The organism is Amycolatopsis sp. MtRt-6, assembly GCF_017308975.1.
Taxonomy (GTDB): Bacteria; Actinomycetota; Actinomycetes; order Mycobacteriales; family Pseudonocardiaceae; genus Amycolatopsis.
In genome coordinates this window covers 1-16,455 of record NZ_JADWPD010000024.1, presented here as the reverse complement: position 1 = coordinate 16,455, position 16,455 = coordinate 1, and the positions used below count along the sequence as shown (strand labels likewise).

The window sequence follows — 16,455 nt, the reverse complement described above, 5'->3', positions numbered from 1 at the left end:
CAGAAACGCCGGACCGTTCGCCCGGGGCGGACGGCCTGCGGCACCGCGGATCGGCGAAGCGGTAGCGTTCGAGGGGTGGCCGTGACCGATCCCGTGGATACCCGCCTGCTCGCCGCGCTCGCCGACCTCGGCAAGGCGGCCGTGCACGAGCTCGCGGCCAAGGTCGGCATGGATCCCCGCGAGGTCGCCTACCGGCTGGTCGCCCTCTCCGGCAGCGGGCTGCCCCTGCTCGTCGGCGTCGAAAGCGACCCGAACGGCCTGCGCGCGGCCATCGCCGGCGCACCGCCCTCGTGGGCTAACCGGCCGCCGCAGCAGCAGTTCGCGCCGCCGTCGCAGCCGGTGCCGCAGCAGGCCGGACCGCAGCAGCAGGCCGGCCCGCCGCAGCCAGGGCCACCGGTGCCGCCGCCGGTCCAGGGCACGCCGTCGGGGCCGTACACCGTGCAAGGCGCCCCCTCAGGGCCGTACAACGTCCAGGGCGCGCCTTCGGGGCCGTACACCGTCCAGGGCACGCCTTCGGGGCCGTACACCGTCCAGGGCACGCCGTCCGGGCCGCACGCCGTCCAGGGCACGCCGTCCGGGCGGTACCCGGGCCCGCCGCCCCGGCCGCAGCCGCCGCGCCCGCCGTTCACGCCCCCGCCGGTGCCGCTCGACCCGGCCGTGAGCACGTGGGGCGTGCCGCAGACGGCGTCGTGGGCCCGCGGCGACGAACCCGCCCGGCCGTCCGGGCCCGCCGCGGGCAAGCGCGGCAAGCTGGGCGAGGTCATGGAGACGCAGGGTCTGGAGGGCGAGCAGCTGTCGGTGCAGCTGCTGGAGGTCCAGGACCCGGCCGACTACCTGTTCAGCGCGGCCGGGTACCGCCTGGAGGACGGCGAACGCGCGGTGGTCGTGCACACCGAGATCACCAACCGCGGGTCGATCCCGTTCGCGTCGCTGCCGGACAACTACCTCGAGCTGCTCGCCGCCGACGGCACGGCGATCGGCAAGGCGCCGGTGTCGCTGACGTCCCGGCCGCCGCACAAGATCGGCGTCAAGCCGGGCGAGACGCTGGGCGGCCACACCGTGTACGTCCTGCCCGACGCGACCCGCGTGGTCTCGGTGCGCTGGAGCCCGCGGCCGGAGCCGGACGAGCGCACGCTGACCTGGTCGATCGAGGACTAGTAGCTCTCCTCGCGCAGGGTGTCCAGTGCCTTCGCGAGGTCGTCCGGGTACTCCGACTCGAACTCGACCCAGCGGCCGTCCGCCGGGTGCGCGAATCCCAGGGTCTTCGCGTGCAGCCACTGCCGGCTGAGCCCGAGGTGGCGGGCCAGCACCGGATCCGCGCCGTAGGTCAGGTCGCCGACGCACGGGTGCCGCAGCGCCGAGAAGTGCACGCGGATCTGGTGCGTCCGCCCGGTTTCGAGCTTGATGTGCGCGAGCGACGCGGCGCGGAACGCCTCGACGACCTCGTAGTGCGTCACGCTCGGGCGGCCGCCCTGGACCACGGCGAACTTGTAGTCGTGGCGCGGGTGGCGGTCGATGGGGGCGTCGATCGTGCCGCGCATGGGGTCCGGGTGGCCCTGGACGATCGCGTGGTAGCCCTTGTCGACCGTGCGTTCCTTGAACGCGCGCTTCAGCACCGTGTAGGCGTGCTCGCTCTTGGCCACCACCATCACGCCGGTGGTGCCCGCGTCGAGCCGGTGCACGACGCCCTGGCGCTCGGCCGCGCCCGACGTCGCGATGCGCAGGCCGGCCGCGGCGAGGCCGCCGACGACGGTCGGGCCGGTCCAGCCGGGGCTCGGGTGCACGGCGACGCCGACCGGCTTCGAGATCACGACGATGTCGTCGTCGTCGTGCAGGATCTGCATACCCTCGACCGGCTGCGCGACGACCTCCACCGGGTTCGCCGGCTCGGGCAGGGTGATCTCCAGCAGGCCGCCGCCGGAAAGGCGGTCGGACTTGCCCGCGGGACGGCCGTCGAGCAGCACGTCCCCGGATTCGGCGAGCTCGGCGACGACCGTGCGGGACAGCCCCAGCAGCTTGGCGAGGCCGGCGTCGACCCGCATCCCGTCGAGCCCGTCGGGCACCGGGAGCATCCGCGAGCTCACGCCTGGTCCTCCTGCGTTTCCTGCTTCTTCTTGTCCTTGGTCGACGTGCCGTCGTAGTCCTTGCCGAGCAGCGACAGCAGCACGATCAGGGCGCCGCCGACGCAGATCGCGGAGTCGGCGATGTTGAAGATCGCGAAGCCCTTGCCGTTGGGGGCGAAGGCCGAGATGAAGTCGACGACGTGGCCCTGCAGGCCGCCGGGCGCACGGAAGATGCGGTCGGTCAGGTTGCCGGTGGCGCCGGCGAGCACGAGGCCGAGGCCGATCGCCCAGCCGATCGAACGCAGCCGCCGGGAGAGCCAGACGATCGCGATGACGACGGCGAGCGCGACGAGGGCGAGCACCCACGTCATGCCGGTGGCCATCGAGAACGCGGCGCCCGGGTTGCGGATGACCTGCAGGTAGATCAGCCCGCCGAGGATCCGCTGCGGCTCCTTGCCCTCCAGGTTGGCGACGACCAGGTTCTTCGTCACCAGGTCGATCGCCCAGAACACGACGGCGACCGCGAAGACCCAGCCGACCCGCCGCTTCGGCAGCAGCGGCTTCGCCGGGACCTCCGGGTTTTCGGGCGCGTCGGCCTCGGGATCGGACACGGTGTCGGGCACCGCTTCGGCGGGCGTGTCGGTGCCGGGTTCGGAGTGGCTGGGCTCGGTGCTCACCGGTCCATTGTCCACGGCGCTGGTCAGGCGGTGGCGGGCCCGTCCGGGCGCGGCCACAGGAGCACGGCGAACGCGGCCGCGAACAGCACGCCCGCGGCCACGAGCGCACCGGCGACCGGGGGCAGGAACAGCGTCGCGACCAGCGCGAACACCCCGGCGACGGCCGCCAGGAACCAGCTGCGTTCGTAGGCCGCCAGCACCAGCAGGCCCAGCGCCGCGAGCAGCGGGCCGCGCACGTCGGCGTCCAGCCGGAACTGGAGGGCGCCGGCCAGGTCGAGCAGCGGGACGGCGGCCAGCGCCCCGAGCGTGCCGAGGACGAACCGGCCCGGCCGCGGTGGCCGCAGCTGCCACCAGTACCAGGCGGCCACGGCGAGCACCACGCAGACGAGACCGGCGAGCCAGCCGAGCCTGGCCGGCGGCACCCCGGCGACCGCCACGGCGACGGCGACCGAACGCTGCTCGCTCGCCAGGCCGGTACCGCCGACGCCTCCCGTGCCGAGGCCGGGGCGGCCCTGCGGAGCTTCGAAGGTGTCCGGCACCAGGTCGACGACCACCATCACGAGCAGCGCGAACCCCAGCGCGGCCAACGGGAACCAGGACCGGCGAGAACTCCCCATCGCCTCAGGGTATCGAGCGCGGCTTTCCCCGCAGCAGGGCGGCGAAGGCGGCGGCGAGCAGGATCATGGCCGAGCCCAGCACGCCGGCCATGTCGGCCGAGAACACGACGGCGACCAGGGCGAACGCCGCCGTCGTCAGCAGGACGAACCGGCTGCGCTCGTAGGCGGCGAGGAGCAGCAGGCCGAGCGTGGCCAGGAGCGGGCCGCGCAGGTCGTCGCCGAGCCGGAACTGCCAGGAGCCGACCAGGTCGAGCAGCGGGAGGGCGAGCAGCGCGGCGACCGTGCCGAGGACGAACCGCCCGGTGCGGACGGGCCGCAGGGCGATCGCGTACCAGACGGCCGTGCCGAGGACGACCACGCCGAGCGCGACCAGCCACACGGTCTCGGTGGGCAGACCCGGGCCCAGCGCGTAGAAGTCGTCCTGGGACAGGAACTGCGGTCGGGTGGCGGCCGGTGCGGCCGGTCGGAGCAGGAGGTTCGCGGCTTCGGCTTGGGCTTGGCTGCGACGGGCCAGCAGCTGCGTCACGGCCAGGCCGATCTCGGCGAACCCCAGCAGCGCCAGCGGAAACCACGGCCCTCGCCCCATCGGCCCAGGCTAGCGCTCAGCAGAAGGGCGGCAGCTCGCGCGGGTCGCCGACCGGGGCCCAGCGGCCGTCCACCTTCGCGTACTCCCAGCGGGCCCCGCGCGCGACGATCTGGCGCAGCGCCAGGAGCAGGCGGTCGACGTGTTCCTCGGTGCTGCCGAGGCCGAGGCTGACGCGGACCGCCTGCTGCCCGTCGCCGCCGGTGACGCCGATCAGGCGCTTGGCCGCGATGTGGGCGCAGAAGGCGCCGTCGCGGACGCCGATGCCGTACTCGGCGGACAGCACCGCGGCGAGCCAGCCCGGGTCGAAGCCGTCGACGACGAAGCCGACCGTGCCGACCCGGTCGACCGGCGCGTCGAACAACCGCAGCTCGGCGCAGCCCGGGATGCTCTCGAGGCCCTTGCGCAGCCGGGTGAGCAGGGCCTGCTCGTGGGTTTCGATCGCGGCCCAGTTTTCGCTCAGGGTTTCGCACGCGACGCCGAGCGCGTACACGCCGACGGTGTTGGGCGAGCCGGCTTCGTGCCGCTCCGGGCCGGTGTTCCACACGACGGCGTCTTCGGTGACGAGCTTGGTCGCCCCGCCGCCGGCGAGGTACGGGCGGGCCGCGCGCAGCCAGTCGGCGCGGCCGATCAGCGCACCCGCGCCGAAGGGGGCGTACAGCTTGTGGCCGGACAGCGCGACGTAGTCGACGTCCAGGTCCTTGATCGAGATCCGGCGGTGCGGGGCCAGCTGCGCGGCGTCGAGCGCGACGCGAGCGCCGTGTTTCCGCGCCACGGCGGCGATTTCCGCCACCGGGAGCAGCTCACCGGTCACATTGGACGCTCCGGTGACGACGACCAGCCGCGGTCCCTGCGGGGCGGCCGCGAGCGCTTCGTCCACAGCGGACACCGCGGCGAGGCGGGTGCGCGGGGTCGGCAGGCGGCGGACGTTCGGCCCCTGCCACGGCAGGAGAGCGGCGTGGTGCTCGGTGTCGAACACGACGACGGTGGTGTGCCGCGGCAGGCTGCGGGCGAGCAGGTTGAAGGAATCGGTGGTGTTGCGGGTGAAGACGACGGTGTCGGTCCGCCGCGCGTCGACGAACCGGCGCAGGACGTCACGGGTGCGCTCGTAGAGCTTGGTGGAGACCTGCGAGGCGAAGCCGGCCCCGCGGTGGACGCTGGCGTACCAGGGCAGGAACTCGTCGATCTTGGTCCGGACGGCGTCGAGGCAGGGGGCGCTCGCGGCGTGGTCGAGGTTGGCGTAGCCGATGGTTTCGCCGGTCACCAGCGGAACCCGCAGCGACGCCCCCGCGACGGCGGGGACGGCCTGGGTTTCGAGCTGGGTGCGGTCGATGGCGAGAGTCATCGGGTGCCTCCTCGGCGATCCGGGGGACCCCGGCGAGGGGCCCGCGCTTGCCCGTCGCACGGCGCGACCGGCCCGGTCTTCACCCGGGGCACCCCACCGCGGTTGGAGGGTTGCCGGCCAGCAAGCCGGGGCTTCGCGCTGGCACTCATGACCTGAGCCAGAAGGTAACCGAGAAGGCGGCCGGCGGCCAAGTCCCACCTCACATTCTGAGACGGCGCTCACAGACGGTGAACGGAAGGCGCGCCCCAATGTGGCCTTGGTTGCGCTCAACGCACCCAATGTGGCCTTCGGTGCGTTGAGCGCACCGAAGGCCACATTGGGGCGCTGGCGACCCGCCAACACGGCTTGGCTTCGTGCGCGCAGGCGCGTCAGCGAGCTGCGCGGAAGCGGCCCGGCAGCTGGACCACCGCTCCGTCCGCCACGTGCGTCGCGGTGCCCGAGTACTGCTCCGCCCCGCCGCGAACCGCCAGCCGCCGAACGTCTTTCCGTCGACCGGCTCGCCGAGGGCCGCCGCCACCTCCGTCGACAGGCGGGCGAACGCGACGCCGTCCCAATCCCCCGCCGCCGCGTCCGGGAGCGTCCAGAGCGTGAAGTGCACGTGGGCGCCCGTGCTGCTCCCTCCGCACGGCAGTGCGTTGCCGGTCGAGCCGAGCACCCACCCGAGTGATCGACGGTCACCCAGTCACCGCCCGCACAGTGCTGCAGGTGGACCGTGCCGGCCAGCGGGGCGCGGACCGTGCCGTCGGCCGGGCTGAAGTCGATGGCGTTCTTCACCCCGGTGTTGCCGTCGTCGGAGTGGATGCCCGCCGAGTAGACCTGCTGGCCGGCAATGTTCACTCGAACGAGCGCACATTGAGCCAAAAGAGCGACTACAGGGAAGACTGTTCGTGAATTTCCTTCAGCGCCCGGATTCGCCCTTCCAGCGGGCCAGGCGCCCGGCCCGGTCGACCGCGCGCAGCCGGCGTTCGACGGCGTCGCGAACCGCGCTCGTCGTGACGACCAGCAGCTGGTCGTGCTCCTGCAGCCGGCTGGTCTTCTGCGGCGTGAAGCCCGCGCCGTCGCGGACGACCAGGCTGATCGTCGCCCCGATGGGCAGCCGCAGCTCGGACAGGTACACGCCGTGCAGCTTCGACCCGGGCTGGATCCGGACCTGCAGCAGCTCCGCGCCCATTTCGTCCAGCGGCGCGGAGTCGACCTCGATCTCGTGTGCCTCGGACTTCTTGGCCAGCCCGAGTTTGCGCGCGAGCGGGCCGAGCGTCGCCCCCTGCACCAGCGTCAGCACGATGACCAGCACGAACACCGCGTCGACCAGCCGCTGCGCGCCCGGCAGGCCCTGCGACAGCGGGATCATGGCGAGCACGATCGGCACGGCGCCGCGCAGCCCGGCCCACGACAGGAACGCCTGTTCCCGCCACGGCAGCCGGAACGGCAGCATCGACAGCACGACCGAGAGCGGCCGCGCCAGCAGCAGCACGACGGCGCCGGCGACCAGGCCCGGCACGATCGCGTCGAGCAGCCGGCTCGGCGAAGCGAACAGACCGAGCAGCACGAACAGCCCGATCTGCGCCAGCCACCCGAGGCCCTCGGCGAACGAGAGCGTGTCCGACCGGTGCGGCAGCCGCGAATTGCCGAGCACCAGCGCGGCGACGTAGGTGGCGAGCAGCCCGGACGCGTGCAGCAGTTGCCCGGACGAGTACGCCACGACGCACACCGCGACCGTGGCCAGCGGGTAGAGGCCGGTGGCCGGCAGCGCGGCCCGCCGCAGCGCGATCCCGCCGAGCCAGCCGAAGGCCAAGCCGATGACCAGGCCCGCCGTCAGCTCGTAGACCACCAGCAGCGGCAGCGTCCAGTCCACAGTGGTGCCTTCGGCCAGCACCACGACGGCGATGTAGGCCGGCGCGTCGTTGATGCCCGACTCGAGCTCGAGCGCGCCGGTGAGCCGTTTGCCGATCCCGGCCGTCCGCAGCACCGAAAACACCGCGGCCGCGTCCGTCGAGGCGAGCACCGCGCCCCACAGCAGCGCCAGCCGCCAGTCGAGGCCCAGCAGCCAGTGCAAGGCCGCGCCGGTGGCCGCGACGCTCACCACCACGGCCACTGTGGACAGTGCGATCCCGCGGCCCAGCGCGGGTTTCACCGCCGACCACCGGGTGGTCAGCCCGCCCTCGGCGAGGATCATGACGAGCGCGGCGAGCCCGAGCGACTGGGTGAGCTCGGGGTTGTCGAACCGGATGCCGAAGCCGGCTTCGCCCAGCAGGACGCCGATCCCCAGGTACAGCAGCAGCGACGGCAGGCCGAGCCGGATCGACACCCGCACGGCCAGCACGGAGGCGAGGAGCACGACGCCCCCGACGCCGAGCAGCACGGGAAGCTGGTTCATGCCCGCCTCCTCCCGAGTGCCGTGGGCCCTCAGAATAGTGAGGCGCAGGGGTTAACTCGTTCGTGTACCGCTGCCCGGCTCCGGCGACCCGGTGTGTTAATGCGCCGCGACGCCACCGAGCGCGTCGAGATCGACACCGAGAGCGGCGAACGGCGCGTGCGCGGCCGGCAGGACCTTGACCGCCCGGTGGCCGTCCCTGGCCACCCAGCCGGCGTCGACCGCCCGGTCGAGCAGGGCGGCGGGCAGGGCACCGGCGAGGTGGTCGCGGCGCTCCGTCCAATCCAGACAGTCCCGCAGCAGCGGCCGCCGCCCGGGGGCGACCGGCACGCCGAGGTCCGCCAGCACCGCGCGGCCGCGCGGGGTCAGCGTCAGCCCGTCGGCGGTACCGACCAGGCCGGCGGCGAGCATGCCGTCGCGCAGGGCGACGCCGAGCTCGCCGGCGAGGTGGTCGTAGCAGGTCCGGGCGAACCCGAGCCGCCGCGCCCGCAGCGACGACTTCAGGCCGGTCGGAGGCCGATGTTCGGCGTGCTGGGCCAGGTGCTCGATCAGCTCGGCGACGCGCGGGTCGGCGATCCGGACGTAGCTGGCCCGCCCCTGCTTGACGCGGACGACGAAGCCGGCACCGGCCAGCCGGGTGACGTGCTCGCTGGCCGTCGAGAGCGCGATCCCGGCGGCCTTCGCGAGCTCGCCGACGGTCCAGGCCCGGCCGTCCAGCAGCACGAGGCACATGGTGGCCCGGCTCGGGTCGGCGAGCACCGCGGCCACCTCGGCCAGCGCGATCGTCTCCATGTCCCCACGCTACGGCGGCGGGACTTCGGCCGTGGCCGAACCTTCGCACCCGCCGGGTCAGAGGGCCTTGAGGAACTTCGTGGCCAGCTGGACGGCCGGGCCCGAGTCGTTGGAGTTCTCCAGGACCACCGCGAACGCCACCTTGTCGCGGTAGCCCACGAACCAGCCCGTCGCGTTCGAACCGTCGCCGAACTGGGCCGTGCCCGTCTTGCCGAAGACGTTCCCGGCCGCGCCGGCCGCGCGGCCGGTTCCGCTCGTGACCACCGCGCGCATCAGCTTCCGGACCTCGCCCAGCGCCGACGCCGGTGGCGGCGAGTAGCCCTTGACCACCGTGGTCGGCAGGTCGTGCCACAGCCGGGGCGTGATCGCCTTGCCCGCGGCGACCGTGGCGGCCATCAGCGCGCCGCCGAGAGCGCTCGCCTGGATGCGGCCCTGGCCGAAGCCGTCCTCGACCTGCTCGTCCTTGCTCGCCGCCGGCTCGATCTTCCCCAGCTCGGTGTTGATGCCCGGGATCTCGTAGTCGGCGTTGAGGCCCAGCTGGTCGGCCGCCTTCTTCAGGCCGTCCGCGGGCAGGTCGAGCGCGAGCTGCCCGAACGTCGTGTTGCAGGAGCGCGCGAACGCCGTCTGGAGGTTCGTCGCGCCCAGCTCGAAGCCCTCGTTCTTGACCGTCCGGGTGCCGATCGTCGCGACGCCGGGGCAGTCGACCGGCGACGTCGCGGTGAGACCGCGCTGCTGGACCGCCGCCACCGCCGTCGCGATCTTGAACGACGAACCCGGCTCGTACAGGCCGTTGAGCGCCTTCGGGGCGTCCCCGGCGGCGGTGTTCTGCGCGACGGCGAGGATGTCGCCCGAGCCCGTGTCGAGGGCGACGAGCATCGCCGACCCCTGGTAGCCGTCCACCGCCGCCTGGGCGGCGTTCTGCGTGGCCAGGCTCAGGCTCGTCACGAGCGGCTTCGCGCCGTCTTCCGCCACCTTTCCGAACAGCCGCTCGACGCTCTTGCCGGCGGCGTCGACGCGCTCGACGGCGAAGCCCGAGCCCGCCGCGGCGGTGACCTGCCCGGTGAGCGCCGAGCGCAGCAGCGGCGCCGGGTTGCCGTCGACCGGCCGCACGCCGCCGGACCCGCTGACGAGCAGCGGCTTGCCGTCGCGGTCGGCGACCGCGACGGTGTCCTGCACGGCGGTGCTGATCACCAGCCGCTGGTCCGCCTCCAGCTTCGGGTGCAGCAGCGACGGCGCCCAGTGGACCAGCCACTTCCCGCCGTTCTGCACCAGCTCGAACGGCACGTCGTAGGTCCAGACCTGGCCCGGCTTCAGCGTCCACGCCATGCTGAACGTGCCGCCCGTCTGCTTCGCCCCGGCCGGGGCCGGCTGCAGGACGGTCAGCTTGGCGGTCACCGACGTCGGGTTCAGCGTGTTCCGGGTGGTCCGCAGGGTCACCGCGGCGGCCGCGGTGTCGTCGGTCAGCCGGGCCGCCGCGTCGGGGTTGTTCTCGGAAAGGTCCTGCAGGTACTCGGTGATCGCGGAGTTCGGGTCGATCGCACCGGGCCGCTCGACGGTGGTTTCCCCGGTGGCGGCTTCCGGCGTCGAATCCCCGCTGTTCAGCAGGAAGAACGCCGCGACCACGGTGACGACGACCAGCAGCGCGCCGCCGATCAGGATCCCGCGTCTCTTGCCTGGGCTCATTCCGGTTCCCCTCCCCCAAGGAGCCGGCCGTGGGTGGCCGGTCGAGTTCGCACCCTACCGGCCACCCCCGGCAATTCACGCCTTCGCGACCGCGACCGTGACCTTCGTGCCGTCCCCGACGGTGCCGGCGAAGCCCTCGGCGACCGGGCCGTAGGCCACCGACGTGGAGAGAGTCTCCGACGCCAGGAACTTCTCGTGGGTCCGGGCCGCTTCGACGACGTCGGCGGGCGCGTCGACGGTGAGCGCGATTCGGTCGGCGACGTCGAGCCCGGCGTCGCGACGGGCCTGCTGCACCACCCGGACCAGGTCGCGGACCAGGCCCTCGGCCGCCAGCTCCGGCGTCACCGCGGTGTCGATCAGGACCAGGCCGGACCCGCCGGGCAGTTCCGCCGCCGCGCCGCCGCCCTTGGCGACCAGCCGGCGCTCGAACTCGCCTTCCTGCAGGGCGATCCCGGCCGCGACCACAGCACCGCCCTGGAACGACCAGTCCCCCGCCTTGACGGCCTTGATCACCGTCTGGACGTCCTTGCCCAGCCGCGGGCCGGCGGCACGGGCGTTGACCGCGACCTCGAACCCGCCGTGCGCGGCGACGTCGGTGGTCAGCTCGACCGCCTTGACGTTCACCTCGTCGCGCAGGATGTCGGCGAAGGCGCCCATCGTCTCCGCGTCCGACGCCGCCACGACCAGCGACGACAGCGGCAGCCGCACGCGCAGCTTGTTGGCCTTCCGCAGCGACAACGCCGACGACGCCACCTGCCGCACCCGGTCCATCGCCGTCACGAGCGCCGCGTCCGCGGGCAGGTCGTTGGCGTTCGGCCAGTCGGTCAGGTGCACCGAGCGGCCGCCGGTGAGCCCGCGCCAGACGACCTCGGTGGTCAGCGGCAGCAGCGGCGCCGCGACCCGCGACGTCACCTCCAGCACGGTGTGCAGCGTGTCGATCGCGTCCTGGTCACCCGCCCAGAAGCGGTCGCGCGAGCGGCGGACGTACCAGTTCGTCAGGACCTCGAGGAAGTCCCGGACGGTCTGGCACGCGCCCGCGACGTCGTAGTTGTCCATCGCGTACTCGACGTCGGTGACGAGCTCGTGCGTCTTCGCCAGGACGTACCGGTCGAGCACGTTCGCCGAATCCGTGCGCCACTGGCCTGCCACACCCTCGGCGTTCGCGTACAGCGCGAGGAAGTAGTACGAGTTCCACAGCGGCAGCACGGCCTGGCGGACGGCGTCGCGGATGCCCTTGTCGGTGACGACGAGGTTGCCGCCGCGCAGGATCGGGCTCGCCATCAGGTACCAGCGCATGGCGTCGGAGCCGTCGCGCTCGAAGACCTCGTTGACGTCCGGGTAGTTGCGCAGCGACTTCGACATCTTCGCGCCGTCGGAGCCCAGGACGATGCCGTGCGAGACGCAGGTGCGGAACGCCGGCCGGTCGAACAGCGCCGTGGCCAGGACGTGCAGCAGGTAGAACCAGCCGCGGGTCTGCCCGATGTACTCGACGATGAAGTCGCTCGGGTAGTGGTGCTCGAACCACTCGGCGTTCTCGAACGGGTAGTGCACCTGGGCGTACGGCATCGAGCCCGAGTCGAACCAGACGTCGAGGACGTCCGGGACGCGGCGCATGGTGGACTTGCCGGTCGGGTCGTCCGGGTTCGGCCGGGTCAGCTCGTCGATGTAGGGCCGGTGCAGGTTGTCCAGCCGCACACCGAAGTCCGCCTCGAGCTCGTCGAGCGAGCCGTAGACGTCGGTGCGCGGGTACTCGGGGTTGTCGGACTGCCACACCGGGATCGGCGTGCCGAAGTACCGGTTGCGGGAGATCGACCAGTCGATGGCGTTCTCCAGCCACTTCCCGAACTGGCCGTCCTTGACGTTCTCCGGGTACCAGGTGATCTGCTGGTTGAGCTCGACCATCCGGTCCTTGAACTGCGTCACCGCGACGAACCACGACGACACCGCGCGGTAGATCAGCGGGTTCCGGCAGCGCCAGCAGTGCGGGTAGCTGTGGTCGTAGGTCTCGTGCCGCAGCAGCACGGCCCCCTGCCGCGCCGCGGATCCGGTGCCGTTCTTGAGGTCCCGCACGATGTTCGGGTTGGCGTCGAAGACCTGCTGGCCCTCGTAGTCCGGCACGGTGGCGTCGAACTTGCCGTGCGCGTCGACCGGCGTGACCGGCGGGATGCCGGCGGCGTCGGTGACGAGCTTGTCGTCGGCGCCGTAGGCGGGGGCGATGTGGACGATCCCGGTGCCGTCGTCGGTGGTGACGTAGTCGGCGGCCAGCACCTGATGGGCGTTCTCGGTCCCGGTGAAGTACGGGAACGGTGGGGCGTAACGGGTTCCGAGCAGCTGCGCGCCGGTGTAGTGGGCGACGACCGTCGGCTCTTCGCCGAATTCCCGCGCGTACGCGGCAACTCGCGCTTCGGCGAGCACGAACCGCTTGCCGTCGTTCTCGACGACGACGTACTGCACGTCCGGGTGCACGGCCGTGGCGAGGTTCGACGGCAGCGTCCACGGCGTCGTCGTCCAGATGAGCAGGTAGGCGCCGTCGAGGTCGTTCCCGTTGCCCTCCAGGCGGAAGCCGACCGTGACGGCCGGGTCCTGGCGATTGCGGTAGACGTCGGAGTCCATGCCCAGCTCGTGGTTGGACAGCGGCGTCGCGTCGCGCCAGCAGTACGGCAGGACGCGGTAGCCCTCGTAGACGAGTCCCTTGTCCCACAGGCGTTTGAACGCCCAGAGCACCGACTCCATGTAGGTGACGTCGAGGGTCTTGTAGTCGTTGTCGAAGTCGACCCAGCGGGCCTGACGGGTGACGTACTCGCGCCACTCGTCGGTGTAGCGGAGGACGGATTCCTGCGAAGCCGCGTTGAACTTCGCGATGCCCATCTCTTCGATCTCGGACGTCTCGGTGATGCCGAGTTGGCGCATGGCTTCGAGCTCGGCGGGCAGGCCGTGGGTGTCCCAGCCGAAGCGGCGCTCGACCTTGCGGCCCTTCATGGTCTGGTAGCGCGGCACCAGGTCCTTGACGTACCCGGTGAGCAGGTGGCCGTAGTGCGGCAGGCCGTTGGCGAAGGGCGGGCCGTCGTAGAAGACGTACTCGTTTTCGCCCTTTTCGCCCGCCGGGCGCGCGTCGATCGTCGCCTGGAACGTGCGGTCGCTCTCCCAGTAGGCGAGGACCTGCTTCTCCAGGGCGGGGAACGACGGCTGCGACGGGACTCCTGCGCCGTCGCCAAGCTGGGCCTGGGGGTACATCCGGGTGCTCCTCGGTTCGTCGCTCGCGTACGGACGACCGGCTCCCGCACCGGTCACCCACACGGGGACGAGACACCTTCCGGCGTTCCGCGGTACCACCCCGCTTGCCCGGCACTTGCTCCCGGGCCGCTCATTCGACGGCTGTCACGGGCCGCACCCGTCCGGTTCTACTGGGAGCGTGACGCTCGGTTCTTCCGGAGGCTCCCCGGTGATGGCCGGATCGACGCCGTGTTGCCTACCAGGTTAACTGGCCCGCGCAACCGGTTGTCACGAGGGGCACGTACGGTCACGCCGAGCGCGACCAGCCACAACGTCCCGGCGATCAGCCCCACCTCGTGCAGGCCGGTGACGAACGGGCCGTCCACGACGGTGCCGAGCACCGCCACGCCGAGCGCGCCGCCGGCCTGGCGAGCGGTGTTGTTGACACCGCCGGCGACACCCGAGCGCTCCGGCGGGATGCCGGCGACCGCGGCCGTCACCACCGCCGTCGTGAGCAGGCCCATGCCGATGCCGAGGCCGAGCAGCGTCGGCAGGAGCGCCGCGTACCCGCTGGTTTCGTTCAGCAGCAGCAGGGTGAACATCCCGAGCGCACCCAGGGCGAGCCCGGTGATCATCAGCGGGCGCGGCCCGAACCGGCCGGTGAGCCGGCCCGCGACGGGGGCCAGCAGCGAGAGCGGGCCGAACAGCGGCAGCAGCTCGAGCCCGGCTTCGAGCGGTCCCGCGTGCCGCACGCCCTGCAGGTACAGCGTCAGCACGAGGATCGTGCCGATGCCGGTGAAGTTCATCGCCGCCGCGACGAAGTTCGGGCTCAGCGTCCGCCGGGCGAGGTCCGGGGGCAGCATGGGATCCGGGGTGCGGCGCTCCACGGCGAGGAACGCGCCGAGCGCGGCGGCCGCGACCACCGCAGCCACGATGTTCCGGTCGATGACCGCGTAGATCCCGGCGCCGAGCGCGGGCACGGCCGTGAGGACGCCGGCGACGTCGATCCGCCGTCCGGGCTCGCGTTCGCTGTGTAGAACGAGCCGCTGGGTCGCGAAGACGGCGGCCGGCACGACGGGGACGTTGAGCCAGAACACCGGCCGCCAGCCCGCGGCCGAGACGACCGCGCCGCCGAGGACCGGGCCCGCCGCCAGGGCGAGCGCCGAGACCCCGGCCCAGACGCCGAGGGCCCGCGCGCGCTCGGCGTGTCCCGGGTAGGCGTTCGTGATCACGGCGAGCGTGCCGGGCAGCAGCAACGCCGCGCCCAGGCCCTGGCCGGCGCGGGCGGCGACGAGCAGGGACGCGGTGGTGGCGAGCCCGCACCCGACCGACGCCGCGCCGAACAGCGCGAAGCCCGCCAGGACGACCCGGCGGTGACCGAAGACGTCGCCGAGGGCGCCGCCGGTGAGCAGGAACGCGGCCAGGGTGACCGAGTAGCCGTCGACCACCCACTGCTGCGCCGCGAGGCCGGCGTGCAGGCCGGTGCCGATGGCGGGCAGCGCGACGTTGACGACCGTGACGTCCAGCTGCACCAGGAACATCCCGGCGCACATGGTGAGCAGGAGCATGTCCCCCAGTGGACCGCGCGGACACTTCCGTTTGGGTGGAAGCGTCGCGGGGGCACCCTGAACGGCGTGGAAGGCGACGCCGACATCGCCCGCACGGCCGCGTTGTTCGCGGACCCGGCGCGGGTCCGCGTGCTGCTCGCGCTCGCCGACGGCCGGGCACTGGCGGCGTCGGTGCTGGCCGCCGAGGCGCGGCTGTCCGCGCAAGGCGTCAGCGCGCACCTGGCGAAGCTGCGGTCGGCGGGCCTGGTCGTCGCCGAGAAGTCGGGGCGGCACCGGTTCTACCGGCTGGCCGGGCCGGACACCGCGGAGCTGCTGGAGACGTTGGCGCGGTACTCGCCGGCCCAGCCGGTGACGTCGTTGCGCGAGGGGACGCGCGCGGAGGCGTTGCGGACGGCCCGGACCTGCTACGACCACCTCGCGGGCCGGCTCGGCGTGACGGTCACGTCGGCGTTGCTCGCGCGGGGCGCCCTGGCCGGGCCCCGAGACACGCGACGGCGACCGGGCGACCGGATTTCGGCTCCGCTGCGCGAACACCCGTACACGCTGGGTCCCGCGGCGGCCGCGGTGTTCGGTGCGCTGGGCGTCGACGTCGACGTCGTCGCGGCGGAGCGGCGGCCGCTGCTGAGGTTCTGCCTGGACTGGAGCGAGCAGCGTCACCACCTGGCGGGCGCGCTGGGCGCGGCGGTGGCGACGCGGTTCCTCGACGCGGGCTGGGTGACGCGTCGCGCGCAGGCCCACCGCGCGCTGCGCCTGACTCCGGACGGCGCCCGGGCGCTGGAAACCCACCTCGGCCTCGCCGACCTGGTCGCTTGACGGGCATCACGTGTGATCCGGCGGGCATCACGCGTGATCAGAGAGGCATCACGTGTGATGGGAGGGGCGACACGGTCAGCGGTGGGCGGCTACCAGGGTGGCGTCGGGGCGGCAGACGGCGCAGGGGGTGAAGCCGAGCTGGCGGGCCTCGCCGACGCCGATCGGGATCGTTTCGCGGGTGCCGAGCCAGGTGCAGGTGCGCAGGTGGTAGCGGGGGTGCTCGTCGACCACCACGACCTCGTCCTCGAGGTCGGCCAGGACGGCGACGTCCTCCTCCGGGGTCTCTTCGACCCCCGGCTCGGAATCGGCCGTTGTTTCGGTCTCGGTGGAATCCACGGCCGGCTCGGGCGTGTCGGCCGGGTCGCCCAGGTCACCGGAGGCCGGGATCAGCGCGGTCTGTTCTTCCGCGACCGGCTCGGCAGGCGCCTCGGGCTCAGGCTCGGCAGTGACGGCCGGTGCGGCGGAGCGGCGACGGCGGCGCAGCCAGTCGGCGACCAGGAGCAGGCCGGCCAGCACGGACAGGCCGATGGACACCCACGCCCACAGCGAAGAAGCCGTCATCAGCGCCGTGACGAGCAACCCCAGAGCCGCCAGCACCAGGACCAGCACGATGTAAAGCACGCTGCATTACAGCACGAACCACGCCGACGCGGACCACGACCCGCCCACGGGTCGTACCGGATCGACTCCGAACCGTGGGGCCCCCCCCCCGCGGGGGGGGGCCCCG

The 16,455-nt window shown here is 73.0% G+C and carries 13 protein-coding genes and 1 riboswitch; of the genes, 2 read left to right on the top strand and 11 right to left on the bottom strand.

All coding sequences use genetic code 11. The annotated features are described in order from the left end of the window. Window positions 1–75 precede the first annotated feature (75 nt). Window positions 76–1,158 carry an AsnC family protein gene (locus tag I4Q55_RS33100; protein WP_206793512.1) on the top strand — a complete coding sequence of 361 codons (1,083 nt, stop codon included), beginning with the start codon at window positions 76–78 and terminating at the stop codon, window positions 1,156–1,158. Here I4Q55_RS33100 and I4Q55_RS33095 read toward each other — a convergent pair. The 10 genes from I4Q55_RS33095 to I4Q55_RS33050 all read right to left on the bottom strand — a co-directional run bounded on the left by I4Q55_RS33095 (window position 1,155) and on the right by I4Q55_RS33050 (window position 14,915). Further along, window positions 1,155–2,084 (bottom strand): RluA family pseudouridine synthase, encoded by a 930-nt coding sequence (locus I4Q55_RS33095; protein ID WP_206793510.1) that lies wholly within the window; start codon window positions 2,082–2,084, stop codon window positions 1,155–1,157. The two genes, I4Q55_RS33100 and I4Q55_RS33095, sit on opposite strands and share 4 nt — an antisense overlap. Continuing rightward, entirely contained in the window at window positions 2,081–2,674 is a 594-nt protein-coding gene (gene lspA, locus I4Q55_RS33090; RefSeq protein WP_206793815.1) for a signal peptidase II, read from the bottom strand. The genes I4Q55_RS33095 and lspA overlap by 4 nt, the downstream gene beginning before the upstream one ends. A gap of 89 nt (window positions 2,675–2,763) precedes the next feature. Continuing rightward, window positions 2,764–3,357: a hypothetical protein gene (locus I4Q55_RS33085; RefSeq protein ID WP_206793508.1), complete on the bottom strand. Its 594-nt coding sequence runs from the start codon at window positions 3,355–3,357 to the stop codon at window positions 2,764–2,766. A 4-nt stretch (window positions 3,358–3,361) separates the two neighbouring features. Continuing rightward, a complete protein-coding gene (locus tag I4Q55_RS33080) occupies window positions 3,362–3,943 on the bottom strand; it encodes a hypothetical protein (protein ID WP_206793506.1) in 582 nt (193 codons plus the stop codon). A gap of 16 nt (window positions 3,944–3,959) precedes the next feature. Continuing rightward, on the bottom strand, window positions 3,960–5,285 hold the full coding sequence (locus I4Q55_RS33075; RefSeq protein ID WP_206793504.1) for an aminotransferase class V-fold PLP-dependent enzyme: 1,326 nt from the start codon (window positions 5,283–5,285) through the stop codon (window positions 3,960–3,962). A 38-nt stretch (window positions 5,286–5,323) separates the two neighbouring features. Beyond that, a riboswitch (SAM riboswitch) is annotated at window positions 5,324–5,438 on the bottom strand. Between the two features lie 745 nt (window positions 5,439–6,183). Continuing rightward, window positions 6,184–7,662: a potassium/proton antiporter gene (locus tag I4Q55_RS33070; RefSeq protein WP_206793502.1), complete on the bottom strand. Its 1,479-nt coding sequence runs from the start codon at window positions 7,660–7,662 to the stop codon at window positions 6,184–6,186. Window positions 7,663–7,758: 96 nt separating this feature from the next. After that, entirely contained in the window at window positions 7,759–8,451 is a 693-nt protein-coding gene (locus tag I4Q55_RS33065; protein ID WP_206793500.1) for a helix-turn-helix transcriptional regulator, read from the bottom strand. Window positions 8,452–8,508: 57 nt separating this feature from the next. Continuing rightward, window positions 8,509–10,134: a penicillin-binding transpeptidase domain-containing protein gene (locus I4Q55_RS33060; RefSeq protein WP_206793497.1), complete on the bottom strand. Its 1,626-nt coding sequence runs from the start codon at window positions 10,132–10,134 to the stop codon at window positions 8,509–8,511. 75 nt (window positions 10,135–10,209) lie between these two features. Then, window positions 10,210–13,368 (bottom strand): isoleucine--tRNA ligase, encoded by a 3,159-nt coding sequence (gene ileS, locus I4Q55_RS33055; protein ID WP_206793495.1) that lies wholly within the window; start codon window positions 13,366–13,368, stop codon window positions 10,210–10,212. 167 nt (window positions 13,369–13,535) lie between these two features. After that, on the bottom strand, window positions 13,536–14,915 hold the full coding sequence (locus I4Q55_RS33050; protein WP_206793493.1) for an MFS transporter: 1,380 nt from the start codon (window positions 14,913–14,915) through the stop codon (window positions 13,536–13,538). 66 nt (window positions 14,916–14,981) lie between these two features. Here I4Q55_RS33050 and I4Q55_RS33045 point away from each other — a divergent pair, with 66 nt between their 5' ends. After that, complete coding sequence (locus tag I4Q55_RS33045; RefSeq protein ID WP_206793491.1) at window positions 14,982–15,728, top strand: helix-turn-helix transcriptional regulator; 747 nt, start codon at window positions 14,982–14,984, stop codon at window positions 15,726–15,728. A 75-nt stretch (window positions 15,729–15,803) separates the two neighbouring features. Here I4Q55_RS33045 and I4Q55_RS33040 read toward each other — a convergent pair whose 3' ends face one another. Then, a complete protein-coding gene (locus I4Q55_RS33040) occupies window positions 15,804–16,349 on the bottom strand; it encodes a hypothetical protein (protein ID WP_206793489.1) in 546 nt (181 codons plus the stop codon). Between the last annotated feature and the right edge of the window lie 106 nt (window positions 16,350–16,455).